This window comes from Paenarthrobacter sp. 10L420 (genome assembly GCF_056395385.1).
In genome coordinates this window covers 1-14,397 of the sequence record NZ_JBFTJK010000031.1, presented here as the reverse complement: position 1 = coordinate 14,397, position 14,397 = coordinate 1, and the positions used below count along the sequence as shown (strand labels likewise).

Below are 14,397 nucleotides of genomic sequence, written 5' to 3'. Positions count from 1 at the left end.
CAGCGCATCCAATGCAGGATCCGCAGGGATACCAACATCTAGGAGTCAACGTGGACACCACACAATCGGTGGTCGAAAAATCCGCAATCAAGAAGGTGGCTATCCGGCTGGTGCCGTTCGTCGCCCTGATGTTCTTCATCAACTACCTGGACCGCACGGCCATCTCGTTCGCCGGCCCCAACGGCATGAACAACGACCTGGCTCTCTCGGCGGCCCAATTCGGCTTCGCCTCCGGAGTCTTCTTTATCGGCTACATCCTTCTTGAAGTCCCCAGCAACCTGGCCCTTCACAAGTTCGGCGCCCGCCGCTGGCTTGCCCGCATCATGGTCAGCTGGGGCATCGTTTCCCTGCTCTTCACCTGGGTAGGAAACGTGGACCAGCTTTACATCCTGCGCTTCATCCTCGGCGTGGCAGAAGCCGGATTCTTTCCGGGCGCCATCCTCTTCCTGAGCCTTTGGGTTCCTTCCAAGCACCGCAGCAAGATCCTTGCCCTCTTCTACTTGGCCCAGCCCCTCACCACTGTGATCGGCGCCCCGCTTGCAGGCGCCTTGATCCAGCAGCACGGCGTGTTCTTCGGCCTTGAGGGCTGGCGCTTTATGTTCTTCGGCGTCGCCATCCCCGCGATCCTCATCGGCATCATCGCCTGGTTCTACCTGGCCGACTCCCCCGCCAAGGCCAAGTGGCTGACGTCCGAGGAAAAGACCTGGCTGACCAGCGCCCTTGAAAAGGAAAAGAAGGAAACCACGGCCAGCAACAAGCACGTCAGCGTCCGCACCGTTTTCGGCAACGGCCGGGTCTGGATGCTTTCCCTGATCTACTTCGGTTTCATCTACGGCCTGTACGCCCTGGGCTTCTTCCTGCCGACCATCATCGCCGGCTTCGAAGGCCTCTACGGCACCAAGTTCGATGTCTTCCAAAAGGGCCTGATCACGGCCATCCCATACCTGCCGGCTGCTTTCGCACTGTACTTCTGGTCCAAGGACGCCACCAAGCGTGGCGTGCGGACCTGGCACATTGCACTCCCCGCGCTCATTGGCGGCGTCAGCATCCCGCTGGCACTCTTCGCTGGGTCCCCGGCTGCAACCATCGCCGTCATCACCATCACGGCCATGTCGATCTTTGCAGCGCTGCCCAACTTCTGGACCGTGCCAACACAGTTCCTCACCGGTGCAGCAGCTGCAGCGGGCATCGCGCTCATCAACACGGTGGGCAACCTGGCAGGCTTCAGCGCCGGCTACATCACTGGCTGGCTCAAGGACCTGACAGGCGGCTACACGGTTCCCATGTTCGTCGTCGGCGGCTTCATGTTGCTCTCCTCGATTCTCATGGTCACCCTCAGCCGGCAGCGCAAGGCTTCTGAGGGCATCCCCGCTGAGGCCCTGGACCCCCAAGGCGCCGGACACCACGCCGAGCCGTAACCCTCCCCCTTCCATCCAAAGCTCCAGGAGCCCCGCATGACCCGCTTGTTCAATGAGCCCGCAGCCTTCGCTGACGAGATGATCGAAGGATTCGTCGCCTCGCACGGCCGCTGGGTACGGCGCGTCTCCGGCGGCGTCGCCCGCAGCACCCGCAGCACTCCCGGCACCGTCGCGTTGGTCATCGGGGGCGGATCCGGCCACTACCCGGCCTTCGCAGGTCTGGTTGGCCAAGGCCTGGCACACGGCGCCGCGATGGGAAACCTTTTCGCTTCCCCGTCTTCGCAGCAGGTCTACAACGTAGCCAAGGCCGCGGACAACGGCGGCGGCGTGCTCCTGGGCTACGGCAACTACGCCGGCGATGTCCTCCACTTCACCCAGGCACAGGACAAACTCCGCGCCGAAGGCATTAATTGCCGCAGCATCGCCGTCACCGACGACATCTCCTCCGCTCCCCTGGCCGAAAAACACAAGCGCCGCGGCATCGCCGGCGACCTCACCGTTTTCAAGGTGGCCGCGGCCGCAGCTGAGGCCGGCCATGACATGGACCGCGTCATCGAGATCGCCGAGCGCGCCAATGACCGCACCCGCTCGTTCGGCGTCGCGTTCACGGGCTGCACGCTGCCCGGCGCGGACCACCCGCTCTTCACCGTCCCGGCAGGACGCATGGCAGTGGGCATGGGCATCCACGGCGAACCCGGGATCGGCGAAACAGACATCCCGACGGCGGACCAGCTCGCCGAACTGCTGGTCAAGGACCTCCTCACCGAGGTCCCCGACGGCCTCACCGTGCAGGGCGCACGGGTGGTGCCGATCCTCAACGGACTCGGCAGCGTTAAATACGAGGAACTCTTCGTGGTCTACCGTCGCGTCGCACAGTTGCTTGCCGAAGCAGGCATCGAAGCAGTTGACCCACAGGTAGGCGAACTCGTTACCAGCTTCGACATGGCCGGCACCTCCCTGACGCTCTTCTGGCTGGATTCCGAACTTGAGGAACTCTGGCTCGCTCCCGCTGACGCCCCGGCCTACCGCCGTGGCGCAGTGAGAGCCCACGCGCTCGACGCCGATGAACTCGCCGCGGGTAACGACGAGGCGGAGCGTTCCATCCCAGTTGCCTCCGAGGAGTCCCGTGTTGCGGCAGCCCGTGTCCTTGCGGCACTTGGCGCCGCGAAGGCTGCAGTCGATGCGAACGTGGACGAACTGGGAAGGATCGATGCGATCGCAGGCGACGGCGACCACGGCATCGGCATGGAACGCGGAGTCCGCGCCGCCGTCGAGGCCGCGGCAGACGCCGTCGAACTTGGTGCCGGTGCCGGAACGGTTCTGAACCTGGCCGGTGATGCCTGGGCTGACAAGGCCGGCGGTACGTCCGGAGCCCTCTGGGGCATGGCGCTGCGGGCCGTCGGGGATGCCTTGGGTGACGTCAACGCGCCCGACGCCGGTGCTGTCGCCACCGGTGTGACCGATGCCGCCGCCGCGATCATGAACTTCGGCAAAGCCAAAGTGGGCGACAAAACCATGGTTGACGTCCTAGTACCGTTCCGCGACTCACTGTCTGCCGGCGTCGAGGGCGGAAGCTCCCTCCCCGAGGCATGGGGAACCGCCGCAGCCACAGCCCAGCAAGCAGCCGAGGCCACCGCGCAACTGCTGCCTCTGATGGGCCGGGCCCGCCCACACGCAGAAAAGAGCCTCGGAACCCCCGATGCCGGTGCCATTTCCCTGGCACTGATCGTCCGGGCCATCCACAAGACTTTCGCGGAAACCAAAACCGCAGAGAACACCCCAGTTAAGGAGAACGCATGAGCGCCAGACTGCGCCTGGTCATCGGATCGGACGACGCCGGATTCGAATACAAGGAAGCCCTGAAGGCCGACCTTGAGGCCAATGAACTGGTGGAGTCCGTCACGGACGTCGGAGTGGACGCTACAAGCCACACTCCCTATCCGTCGGTGGCCATCGCTGCGGCTGAACTGATCGCCGCCGGCAACGCGGACCGCGCACTGTTGGTTTGCGGCACCGGCCTCGGCGTCGCGATCGCTGCGAACAAGGTGCCCGGCATCCGGGCGGTCACCGCCCACGATTCCTTCTCCGTGGAACGCTCGGTCCTGTCCAACAACGCCCAGGTCCTGACCTTCGGCCAGCGCGTGGTCGGGCTGGAACTGGCCCGCCGCCTGGCCAAGGAATGGCTCACCTACACCTTTGACGAAGCTTCCGCCTCGGCCGAAAAAGTCACCCTGATTAAGGACTACGAAGGTGTCACTTCCTGCTAAGCCCTCTTCCGTCCGTCCAAGGGCAGTGATCGGCGTGAGCCTGAAGATGTACTTCGGCTATCAGCGCTCCATCGACTACTGCCGGGACGTTGCCACCATTGCGTTCAAGCACGCGGCGGTGGTCAGCGGGGACATCGAGGTGTTCGTGCTGCCGGGCCTGCCGGCGTTACCTGAGGGCGCCCGGATCCTGGGCGCGGCTGGCGTTGGCACCGGCGCGCAGGACATCTTCTGGGAAGATGAAGGTGCCTACACCGGCGAAGTCGGCGGCAAGACCGTTGCTGAGATCGGCGGCCGGTACGTCGAGGTAGGCCACGCCGAACGTCGGCGGATCTTCGGCGAAGACGATCGGGTCATCGGCCTCAAAACCGCCGCAGCCTACCGCAACGGTCTGACCCCTGTGCTCTGTGTTGGCGAACTCAACGCAGGATCGCCGGAGGAAGCCATCGCCCACTGCAGCGCGGAGATCGACGCAGCCCTCAACGGCGCCGGGTCTCTGGGCCGCACCACCAGGACCATCGTGGCCTACGAGCCGCAATGGGCCATCGGCGCACCGGAGCCTGCCAGGCCCACCTACATCAGTGCAGTGGTCCGTGGTTTGGACGAGCACCTGCGTTCACTGCCGGGCCAGGAAGACAGCCGGGTCATCTACGGCGGCAGCGCCGGACCGGGCCTGATCACCGAACTGGACACCGCCGTCGCGGGCTTGTTCCTGGGCCGCTTTGCCCACGATCCTCAAGCGCTCAAGACCATCCTGGACGAGACAGCGGCACGCCTTGCTACGGAAAAGAAGGTGGCGGCATGAGCAGGATTGGCCAGAGCAGGATCGGTTTAAGCAGCTACGCGTTCTTCTGGCAGCTCTCAGACCAGGTCAGCGAACCCCTGAGTATCCATGACGCGCTGAAGAAGGCCGCAAACCTCGGCGTGGACCTCTTCCAGATCTGCGACTACGCGCCGCTGGAAGACATGAACGACGGCGACCTCGCCGCCCTCCGCCGCACGGCAGACGATCTGGGGATCACGCTGGAAGTCGGGACCAAGGGGATCCGCCCGGAGCATCTGCGGAAGTTCCTGCACTTCGCAGGCATCCTGGGCTCAGACCTGCTGCGGACCATGTTCAATGTTCCCGGCCATACGCCGGGCGCTGACGAGGTCGTAGAAACCTTCGAAGAAGTCCTGCCCGAGTTTGAAGCAGCCGGGGTACGGATCGCGATCGAGACCTATGAACAGGTCCCCACGGAACGGATCCTGGACGTCGTCCGTCGCGTCAACAGCACCTTCCTCGGCATTTGCAGCGACCCCGCCAACACCGTCGCGGCACTGGAGATGCCGCGCGAGGTGATTGACGCCGTCGAGCCTTATGTCCTGAATATGCACATCAAAGACTTTGCGTTCAGTCGCAAGCAGGGGTGGGTCGGGTTCACATACTCGGGCGCACCCCTGGGCGAGGGTCTTCTGGACTACGACTACATGGTCAAGAAGATCCGGCCCAAAGAAAGAAACATCAACCAGATCGTCGAACACTGGCTGCCGTGGCAGGACTCCGAAGCGGAAACGATCCGCCTCGAAAACCAGTGGACCCAACAAAGCCTCGATTTCCTAAGGAGCAAGTGAAATGTCAGCAGAACAATTGACGGTCGCCGTTGTCGGAGCCGGTGGCAAGATGGGGATGCGCGTTTCCCGGAACCTCCAGAAGTCCAGCCACAACGTCTTCTACAGCGAGAACTCCCCCGCCGGCCAGGAACGCGTCCGCGCCGAAGGCCGCGACATCACCAGCACCGACGACGCCGTTAAGACCGCCGACGTGGTGATCCTCGCCGTCCCGGACACCGTTCTTGGCATCGTCTCCGAGGGCGTCGTACCGCAGATGAAGTCCGGCGCGATCCTCCTCACGCTTGACCCGGCCGCCGCCTACGCCGGCCTGCTGGCCAAGCGCGACGACGTAGTCCAGGCCGTTGCGCACCCGTGCCACCCGTCGGTGTTCCTGGAGCGCACCACCAAGGAAGAATGGGCCGATACCTTCGGCGGCCAGGGCGCCCCGCAGAACGTTGTTTCCGCGATCGATGAGGACGCCCCCGCAGCCACCCGCGACGTAGCCGAAGCAGTCATCCGCACCATCTACGCGCCCGTGATCGACGTCCACTGGGTCACCGTCAAGCAGCTCGCCATCCTGGAACCCACCCTCGTGGAAACAGTGGCCTGCATGATCGGCACCCTGCTCAACGAAGCACTCCACGAGACCGTCCACACCGCTGGCGTCCCCGAGGAAGCCGCCAAGGCCATGCTGTTCGGCCACGTACAAATCGCGCTCACCAATGCCCTGCGCGGATCCAACCCGTTCTCCGAAGCCTGCGAAATCGCCATTCAGTACGGCAAGGACACCATCATCAAGGACGACTGGAAGAAAATCTTCGACGACTCCGAACTCGACGGCGTCATCGCCAAGATGCTCAAGCTGGACGCTGTGAAGCGGTAGTTCGCTCGTCACCGGCCAACGGACAATTCACCCCCGCATGCGTGGGTGAATTGTCCGTTGGAGGGTGACCATTGGGGCTTTACCCCCGGCCCCGCGCCAGCGATCATGAAATGAGGCGCATGGACTTTGCCGACCGCAGCAGCACGGCCGCTCCTTTGCGCAGCGGAGGCGCAGCGACATGGCACCAATTACGGAGCCGGCGGACGGATTCCTGACCGACTACTACGAGCACGTCACGGACGACGACGTCCGCAGCTACACGCCCGAAACCTTGTTGGAACGGGCACGCTATCACCGCTCGTTAGCGGAACGCCGTGAACCTGGACAAGCAGTCATCGGCGTCCTGAACGAAACAGATACCAGCTTGGTGGCAATTGTCTCGGATGACATGCCCTACCTGGTTCCCTCCGTAACAGCGGAGATCGCTCGTGACACCGCTTCCATCCGGCTTTTGGTGCACCCCACTTTCAGCGTCACGCGGGACCCGGCCACCCACCGCCTGACGGGTATCCACAGGGGACCTCACCGCTCGGGGCTGCCCACCGGCGTCGAACGTTCCGAGGAGCATGGGCATGCGACGGCGGCACCTGTCCCTTCGCCGGACGAGCACGACGCCGGACCGCTCACCGAGGCGTGGATAGCGATCGAGATCCCCCGGATTCCGGACAACGCGAGCGCCGAGCTCCTGGTGGGCCGGCTGAACAAGGTCCTGGGTGATGTCCGGGCCGCGGCCGAGGACGCCGATGCCATCCATGAGGAACTCGTGCATGAAATCGGTGCGCTGGACGGGCCTGCCGCAAAGGACCGGACGGCGCGCGAAGCCCAGGAGCTGTTGCGTTGGCTGGACGACGGGAACTTTGTGTTCCTGGGATTTCGCGGGCGCCGCGGGCTCGGCCTCCTCCGTGATCCGGCCACTCCCGAGGCGCCGGGCGATGTTCCTGACAACGTGCCCGTTCTTACCCTCACCAAGTCCACGCTTCGCTCAACGGTCCTTCGCCGTGCCTACCTCGACGAGATCAGCCTTGCCGCAGTGGACGCGAACGGGACAAACACCAGCCGGTGCACTTTTGTTGGCCTCTTCTCCCCCAGTTCAACAGCTCGCTCGGCCCAGCAGATCCCGGTCATCCGGGACACAGTGGAAGAAGTGCTGCGGGCCTTCGGCTACCCGGCGTCGTCGCATCACGCTAAGGAGCTCCTTGCGGTGTTGGAGGCGTATCCGCGGGACGAACTGTTCCACATTGATGCTGAGCAGCTGGCCATCCGTGCGCGCGAGATCCTGCGACTCCAGGAACGCCATAGCACCCGGCTCTTTCTTCGTCCGGACTCCTTCGGCCGGTTCATGACAGCACTGGTTTTCCTCCCGAGGTACCGGTACAGCACAGCCGTCAGGCTCAACATCGAGCGTGAGCTGCGCGAGGCTTTCGGCTCCGACGCCATCGAGTTCGAGCTTCGGTTAGGCGAATCCGCCATGGCTCGCGTGTTCTTCCGGATCCTTTTGCCACAGGACCCCTCCCGGCACGACTCGCACGGCGGCGCGCCGGCGGTGATGGACGCAGCGGCCCTCGAGCAGAGGATCATCGCCGCTACGAGGTCCTGGGCGCAAGGCCTCGACGAGGCGCTCCAAACGAGGTACCCGCGGGAGGAGGCGGCCCGGTTGTCCAAGCAATGGGCAACTGCGTTTCCGGCTAGCTACAAGGCCGATTATGAGGTGGAGGATGCCGTTGAGGACATTGCCAGCTTCGAAAGCTTTCCGGAAGCTTCCCCAGAGCCGGGATCTGCAGGCGAAGCAGATCCCCTCCTCACCGTTTACCAACGTCCCGGCACGGCAGTCCTCACCGAGGACGCCCGGATCCGCCTTTACCTAACGCGCCCACAGAGCCTTACCGAGATCCTTCCCTTCTTCCATAACCTTGGCTTGAAGGTCCTGGACCAGCGGCCCTTCGACGTTCAGCGTGCCGACGGCCGGCAGTTCTTCCTCTACGACCTCGGGCTGAAGTATCCGCGCGGCGTGAATCCTGTGGCCACAGGCGAGCTGCTGGCAGGCGCGTTCTGTGCCGCGATGCGCGGTGACGCGGAGTCCGACGCTTTGGACGCCCTGGTCATCAAGGAGGGCATCGACTGGCGGCGGGTCGCCATCCTGCGCGCCTACGCCAAGTACCTCCGTCAGTTGGGGAGCACCAACTCTTATGGCTTCATCGCGGACACACTCCGCGGCAATGCCATGGCAACCCATGCGCTGCTGGAATTGTTCGAAGCGAAGTTCAATCCTGACCGCTTCGCACCGGACTTGTTTGATCCGGAACTCGTCAATTCCGGCCATGGGGAGCAGGGACTCCCCTTGGGCGATGTGTTCGAAGAGGGCAGCAGCGAACTGAGCCACCGGACGCAGACCGTCCATACAGCCCGAACGAACCTGATGGAAGCCATCGACGCCGTCCCTGTCCTGGACGCCGACAGGTTGCTGCGTTCCTTGGCGAGCCTGGTGGACGCCACGCTCCGCACGAACTTCTATCTCAACAAGCCCTTCATCAGCTTCAAACTCAACCCCGCCAGCATCCCGGCTGCCCCTGCACCCCGCCCGAAATTCGAGATCTGGGTCTATTCGCCGCGCGTTGAAGGCGTCCATCTGCGCTTCGGTCCAATAGCGCGCGGTGGCCTTCGGTGGTCGGACAGGCGGGAAGACTTCCGCACGGAAATCCTGGGGCTCGTGAAAGCCCAGACCGTCAAGAATGCAGTGATTGTTCCCACCGGAGCCAAGGGCGGATTCTTCCCCAAACGTCTCCCCGATCCGGCAGAGGACCGTGCGGCCTGGCTCGCGGAAGGTCAGGAGAGCTACCGGACGTTCATCCGCGGCTTGCTGGATATCACGGACAACCTGGTGCCGGATCCCGACGGCGGGGGCAGCGGCCGCGTACTCGCGCCGCCACGGGTGGTACGGCACGATGGCGACGACTACTACCTCGTTGTAGCCGCCGATAAGGGAACGGCAACCTTCTCGGACATCGCCAACGCCCTGGCCGCAGAGTACGGGTTCTGGCTGGGTGACGCCTTCGCTTCCGGAGGCTCAGTGGGTTATGACCACAAGCAGATGGGCATCACGGCCCGCGGTGCCTGGGAATCCGTGCGGCATCACTTCAGTGAACTCATGATCGATTGCCGCGCCGAGGATTTCACGGTTGTTGGCATCGGAGACATGAGCGGAGACGTCTTTGGCAACGGCATGCTCCTCTCCCACCACATCAAGCTCGTGGCCGCATTCGATCACCGGCACATCTTCCTGGATCCCACGCCGGACCCTGAGGTCTCCTACGCCGAGCGGGAACGGCTCTTCAAACTGCCACGCTCCTCGTGGGCCGATTATGACCGCACCAAGCTGAGCGAGGGCGGCGGCGTCTTTGCCCGGACGGAAAAATCCATCCTGCTCACGGAACAAGCCAGGCTCGCCTTGGGATTGGATGAAGGCACCGATCCGAATGGGCAGCTGTCCATGAGCCCGCCTGAACTTCTCCGCGCAGTCCTCACTGCCCCGGTGGACCTGGTGTACAACGGCGGAATCGGCACCTATATCAAGGCATCCATGGAGTCCCATGCCGAAGTGGGAGACAAATCAAACGACTCCATCCGGGTTAATGCCACGGAACTGCGCGCGCACATCATTGCCGAGGGCGGCAATCTTGGAGTCACCCAGCGCGGCCGGATTGAAGCAGCTTTGGCCGGCATTCTGGTCAATAGCGATGCGATCGATAATTCAGCCGGCGTGGATTGCTCGGACCATGAAGTGAACATCAAGATCTTCCTGGACCGGATGATCTCCGCAGGCAGGATGTCCGTGGGAGAAAGAACCGGATTCCTGCACTCACTGCAAGACGAGGTTGGACGGCTCGTCCTGAAAACCAACGATGACCAGAACGTCCTGCTCCTCAATGACAAGCAATTGGCCGTGGAATGGAGTCCCAGCTTTGAACGGACCATGGATTGGCTCGAGTCAGTCACAGATCTGGACAGGGAACTCGAATGCCTTCCCAGCAACGCCGAACTTCAGGCACGGGTCCTGACTGGCAAGGGACTAACCACTCCAGAACTCGCCGTGTTGGCGGCTTACGCCAAGATAGAACTCGCCCGCGAACTCACAGAGGGCGGTTTGTCTGATGATCCCTGGTTTTCTCAAACCCTTCGAGGCTACTTCCCCAAGCAAGTCTCAGAGCGGTTCGGTAAACATCTCTCCGCGCATCCCCTGCGCCGGGAGATCGTAGCCACGGTGGTGGCCAACGACATGATCAACATGGGCGGCATAGCCTTCGCTTTTCGCGCGATGGAGGAGACCACGGTTTCTGCCTCCACAGTGGCCCGGGCGTTCGTGGTGATGCGCCGGATCTGGGACTTTGACGCCCTTACCGGCAGCATCGCCCAAGTGCCGCCCACCACGCCCCGTGAGCATGGAGCCGCCGTTGCCCTGGACCTGCGGCGGCTGCTGGACAGGTCCGTCCGCTGGTACGTCACCCATGACTTCCGCGACAAGCCTATTTCCGATGCCTTGGCCAGGCTTGAGCCCCCGATGTCCTTGATGCGGGCGAACCTCACGAGCTTCCTTCATGGAGTTAACCCTGCCCACACCCAGAAACGCCTGGCCCATACAGACTCGGTGGGCCTGCCCCATGATCTGGGTATCAGGGCATCCGAACTCCTGGTCAGCTACGGATTGCTGGACATCTCCGTTATCGCGGAGGAGCTGCAAGAGCCGGTGGAAGCAGTGGCCGAGGTGTACTTCGCGGTCTTCGAACGAATCTCGGCCATCCCCCTGTTGGAGCACATCACTATGCTCCCGCGGGACACCCACTGGGAGTCGCTGGCACGTGCGGCCTTGCGGGATGACATGTACCTGGTGCTCGCGGATATGACCAAAGCGGTAGTGCGGCACACGCCCCGGATCTCTGGTGCGGTGACTGCCACGGCGTCAGACCCAGTGGAACGAATCATGGACTGGGAACGTGGAAACATCGAACAACTGGCCCGTGTCCAGGAGACCATCAACGAGTCCATCAAGCCAGGTCCGGTGGACATTGCAGCGCTCTCCGTAGCGGTAAAGCTGCTTCGCGCCATGGTCCGGAGATGAGGCGTCGGACACTGATACTGCCGGTCATCTTACATATTTTGGGCCAAACGTCCTATGATTGACGGGTCGCCCTCGCATGCGGCAAGTAATAGGAGGCCCCGAAATGACCGCTGCAATCACTGCAGAACGCGAAATTCGCCTGTCTTTTTCAAAGGCAGACGAGATCCACGACGGACTTGAACGCGCCGTGGATGCTTTGATCAAGAACGCAGCAGCAGATGCCAACTGCGGCATCCTGGTGACCCGGCACGAGCCCGGCACCTACACAGTGGCCCTGGACGAATCCGTTCCCTTCGGCCAGACCCACGAAGTGCTCGCTGCGTAGTAGCGGCTGCTGATTGCCAGCTGCGTAGTAGTAATTGCAGTCGTAGTAGAAAAGCAAAAAGCCGGGGCCCAAGCCCCGACTTTTTGCTTCACTGTGCCTTTTGCTTCACTGTGCCTTTTGCTTCACTGTTCCAGCGGATAGCTAGGCCCGGCGGAGAGTCACGCCGTCGGACTTCATGAACAATTCTTTGCCTTCCTCCGTGACGCCCGGGCCTGAGTGCTCCAGCCACACCACATTTCCGCTGCCGGAGACTTCCTCGATCAGCCCTGCCGCGATCACGTGCGCGTACTTGACTACCTCCACGCGCTCGCCAACCTTGAGTTGCCTCCAGTCCGAAACCGTCACCGAGTGTGCGTTTCGTCTGGAGAGGACTGCTCCACGTGCCTTCATTGAACTTCTACCCCTTTGTGGATGTTCGCTGTTGTGTATTGAGTTGTAACGGTTGACCGTCAAGCCCACGACACCGTTGGCGTGGACGTGACGTACACCATAAGTTCTACTACATTTGTCACGCCCCGGAGATTGCGTTGCGAACAATTTCCGGGACGTGACAAATTTGCCCATCAAATGAGCGTTTTATTCGACGTCAGGCCAAGATCCCGACGGCGGATTCGGCGGCCGCACGGACCGCGCCGGAGCCAACCAGACGGTCAGCCGCTTCGAGTTCGGGCGACAGGAACCGATCGGTTCCCGGTCCCTGGACCACTTCGCGAAGCACCTCGAGCACAGCTGTACCGGCCGGGCCCGGGGTGAGTTCGCCGTCGGACATCTGCGTGCGCATGTCGATAGCGCGGGCGCTGGTGACCAGCTCCACGGCCAGGACGCGGCGGAGGTTCTCCACGGCCTTGCGAAGCTTGCGGGCAGCGTGCCAACCCATGGACACGTGGTCTTCCTGCATGGCAGAGCTCGGGATGGAGTCCACCGATGCCGGCACGGCCAGGCGCTTGTTGTCCGAAACCAGGCCGGCCTGCGTGTACTGCGCGATCATGAGGCCGGAATCGACGCCAGGGTCCGCAGCCAGGAAGGCCGGGAGACCATGCGAGCGGGCCGGGTCCAGCATGCGGTCCGTGCGACGCTCGGCGATGGAGCTGAGGTCCGCGACGGCGATCGCCAGGAAGTCCAGGACGTAGGCCACGGGCGCACCATGGAAGTTGCCGTTCGACGTGACGCGGCCGTCGGGCAGGACCACCGGGTTGTCGATTGCAGCGGCGAGCTCGCGGGAAGCCACCAGTGCGGCATGGTCCACGGTGTCGCGGACAGCGCCGGCAACCTGAGGGGCGCAACGCAGGGAGTAAGCGTCCTGGACCTTTGTGTCGTTGATCCGGTGGGAGGCGACGATCGGCGAGTTGGACAGCACGCGCAGCATGTTGTCCGCGCTGGCAGCCTGACCCGGGTGCGGCCTGAGCGCGGCGTGAAGCTCCGGCAGGAACACCTGATCGGTGCCCAGCAACGCCTCGACGCTGAGCGCGGCGGTGACGTCCGCCGTCGCGAGCAACAAACGGATATCGGCGATGGCCATCAGCAGCATGCCGAGCATGCCTTCCGTGCCGTTGACGAGGGCCAGGCCCTCCTTCTCCGCGAGGGTGACCGGCTCGATGCCGTGCTGCGCGAGCAGCTCAGCGACAGGCGGCTTGCCAGCGGTTCCGTACAGTTCGCCGTCGGGACCGGTTGCTTCGCCTTCGCCCATCAGGACCAGTGCGCAGTGGGACAGGGGGGCGAGGTCACCGGAGCAGCCGAGCGACCCGAACTCGCGGACCAGCGGCGTGATGCCGGCGTTGAGGACGTCAACCATGGTCTGCAGGACCACGGGACGGACACCCGTGCGGCCGGAGGCGAGGGTCTTGGCGCGGAGGAACATGATGCCGCGGACCACTTCGCGTTCAACCGCCGGACCCATGCCCGCTGCGTGGCTGCGGATCAAGGACTTCTGCAACTGCGTACGGAGATCGTTGGGGATGTGACGGTTGGCCAGGGCGCCGAAGCCCGTGGAAATACCGTAGGCGGGGACGTCGCTGGTAGCGAGGCTGTCAATATGGGCGCGGACCTTGGCAACGTTATCCAGGGCGTCCTGGGAGATGGTCACCTTGGCATCGTGGCGTGCGACGGCGACGACGTCTTCCGGAGTCACGCCACTGGAACCGAGGGTGACGGTGAGCTGTTCGTTTGAGGTAATAGTCATGTTCTTACTTCTCGTTCATGGGGATGCGGACGCCGCGTTCGTTGGCGACTTCGACGGCGCGGTCGTAGCCGGCGTCGACGTGGCGGATGACGCCCATGCCGGGGTCGTTGGTCAGGAGCCGTTCGAGCTTCTCGGCTGCGAGGTCGGTTCCGTCGGCGACGGAGACCTGCCCGGCGTGCAGGGACCGGCCGATACCGACACCGCCGCCGTGATGGATCGACACCCAGGTAGCGCCCGAGGAGGTGTTCAGCAGGGCGTTCAGCAACGGCCAGTCAGCAATCGCGTCCGAGCCGTCGGCCATGGCCTCGGTCTCCCGGTACGGGGACGCGACGGAACCGGAGTCCAGGTGGTCACGGCCGATCACGATCGGGGCCTTGACCTTGCCCTCCTTCACCAGCTGGTTGAACAACAACCCCGCCTTGGCCCGCTCGCCGTACCCGAGCCAGCAAATCCGTGCCGGCAGGCCCTCGAACTCCACCCGCTCCGCCGCGGCGTCCAGCCACTTGTGCAGGTGCGTGTTCTCCGGGAAGAGCTCCTTGATGGCCTTGTCCGTCACGGCGATATCTTCCGGATCCCCCGACAGGGCAACCCAGCGGAACGGGCCCAGGCCCTCGCAGAACAA

Annotated in this window: 11 protein-coding genes; 8 read left to right on the top strand and 3 right to left on the bottom strand. The window is 63.5% G+C overall.

Annotated elements, in window-relative coordinates; genetic code table 11:
• Positions 1-50 precede the first annotated feature (50 nt).
• From AC1DD5_RS24170 to AC1DD5_RS24135, 8 genes are all read left to right on the top strand, one after another.
• Complete coding sequence (locus AC1DD5_RS24170; protein WP_477517972.1) at positions 51-1,418, top strand: MFS transporter; 1,368 nt, start codon at positions 51-53, stop codon at positions 1,416-1,418.
• 36 nt (positions 1,419-1,454) lie between these two features.
• Positions 1,455-3,218, top strand: coding sequence for a dihydroxyacetone kinase family protein (locus AC1DD5_RS24165; RefSeq protein WP_477517971.1), 1,764 nt, complete (start codon positions 1,455-1,457; stop codon positions 3,216-3,218).
• A complete protein-coding gene (locus AC1DD5_RS24160) occupies positions 3,215-3,685 on the top strand; it encodes a ribose-5-phosphate isomerase (RefSeq protein WP_477517970.1) in 471 nt (156 codons plus the stop codon). Before AC1DD5_RS24165 ends, AC1DD5_RS24160 begins: the two co-directional genes overlap by 4 nt.
• Positions 3,669-4,487, top strand: coding sequence for a triose-phosphate isomerase family protein (locus AC1DD5_RS24155; RefSeq protein ID WP_477517969.1), 819 nt, complete (start codon positions 3,669-3,671; stop codon positions 4,485-4,487). The genes AC1DD5_RS24160 and AC1DD5_RS24155 overlap by 17 nt, the downstream gene beginning before the upstream one ends.
• Positions 4,484-5,296, top strand: a complete 813-nt coding sequence (locus tag AC1DD5_RS24150) for a sugar phosphate isomerase/epimerase family protein (RefSeq protein ID WP_477517968.1) — start codon at positions 4,484-4,486, stop codon at positions 5,294-5,296. Before AC1DD5_RS24155 ends, AC1DD5_RS24150 begins: the two co-directional genes overlap by 4 nt.
• A gap of 1 nt (position 5,297) precedes the next feature.
• Positions 5,298-6,158 carry a phosphogluconate dehydrogenase C-terminal domain-containing protein gene (locus tag AC1DD5_RS24145; RefSeq protein WP_477517967.1) on the top strand — a complete coding sequence of 287 codons (861 nt, stop codon included), beginning with the start codon at positions 5,298-5,300 and terminating at the stop codon, positions 6,156-6,158.
• 178 nt (positions 6,159-6,336) lie between these two features.
• Positions 6,337-11,271, top strand: a complete 4,935-nt coding sequence (locus AC1DD5_RS24140) for an NAD-glutamate dehydrogenase (RefSeq protein ID WP_477517966.1) — start codon at positions 6,337-6,339, stop codon at positions 11,269-11,271.
• 103 nt (positions 11,272-11,374) lie between these two features.
• Complete coding sequence (locus tag AC1DD5_RS24135; protein WP_442002819.1) at positions 11,375-11,596, top strand: hypothetical protein; 222 nt, start codon at positions 11,375-11,377, stop codon at positions 11,594-11,596.
• A gap of 141 nt (positions 11,597-11,737) precedes the next feature.
• On the opposite strand, the gene AC1DD5_RS24130 is transcribed toward AC1DD5_RS24135, so the two are convergent.
• From AC1DD5_RS24130 to AC1DD5_RS24120, 3 genes are all read right to left on the bottom strand, one after another.
• Positions 11,738-11,986, bottom strand: coding sequence for a hypothetical protein (locus AC1DD5_RS24130; RefSeq protein ID WP_216922354.1), 249 nt, complete (start codon positions 11,984-11,986; stop codon positions 11,738-11,740).
• Between the two features lie 196 nt (positions 11,987-12,182).
• Positions 12,183-13,775, bottom strand: a complete 1,593-nt coding sequence (gene hutH, locus AC1DD5_RS24125; protein ID WP_477517965.1) for a histidine ammonia-lyase — start codon at positions 13,773-13,775, stop codon at positions 12,183-12,185.
• Between the two features lie 4 nt (positions 13,776-13,779).
• On the bottom strand, positions 13,780-14,397 hold a 618-nt coding region (locus AC1DD5_RS24120; RefSeq protein ID WP_477522943.1), incomplete at its 5' end, for a urocanate hydratase family protein.

What these genes read in the sequence shown, in the direction of transcription:
- AC1DD5_RS24165 (WP_477517971.1), top strand. Translation starts at nt 1,455, where the DNA reads ATGACCCGCTTGTTCAATGAGCCCGCAGCCTTCGCTGACGAGATGATC.
- AC1DD5_RS24160 (WP_477517970.1), top strand. Translation starts at nt 3,215, where the DNA reads ATGAGCGCCAGACTGCGCCTGGTCATCGGATCGGACGACGCCGGATTC.
- AC1DD5_RS24150 (WP_477517968.1), top strand. Translation starts at nt 4,484, where the DNA reads ATGAGCAGGATTGGCCAGAGCAGGATCGGTTTAAGCAGCTACGCGTTC.
- AC1DD5_RS24145 (WP_477517967.1), top strand. Translation starts at nt 5,298, where the DNA reads ATGTCAGCAGAACAATTGACGGTCGCCGTTGTCGGAGCCGGTGGCAAG.
- AC1DD5_RS24140 (WP_477517966.1), top strand. Translation starts at nt 6,337, where the DNA reads ATGGCACCAATTACGGAGCCGGCGGACGGATTCCTGACCGACTACTAC.
- AC1DD5_RS24135 (WP_442002819.1), top strand. Translation starts at nt 11,375, where the DNA reads ATGACCGCTGCAATCACTGCAGAACGCGAAATTCGCCTGTCTTTTTCA.
- AC1DD5_RS24130 (WP_216922354.1), bottom strand. Translation starts at nt 11,986, where the DNA reads ATGAAGGCACGTGGAGCAGTCCTCTCCAGACGAAACGCACACTCGGTG.
- hutH (WP_477517965.1), bottom strand. Translation starts at nt 13,775, where the DNA reads ATGACTATTACCTCAAACGAACAGCTCACCGTCACCCTCGGTTCCAGT.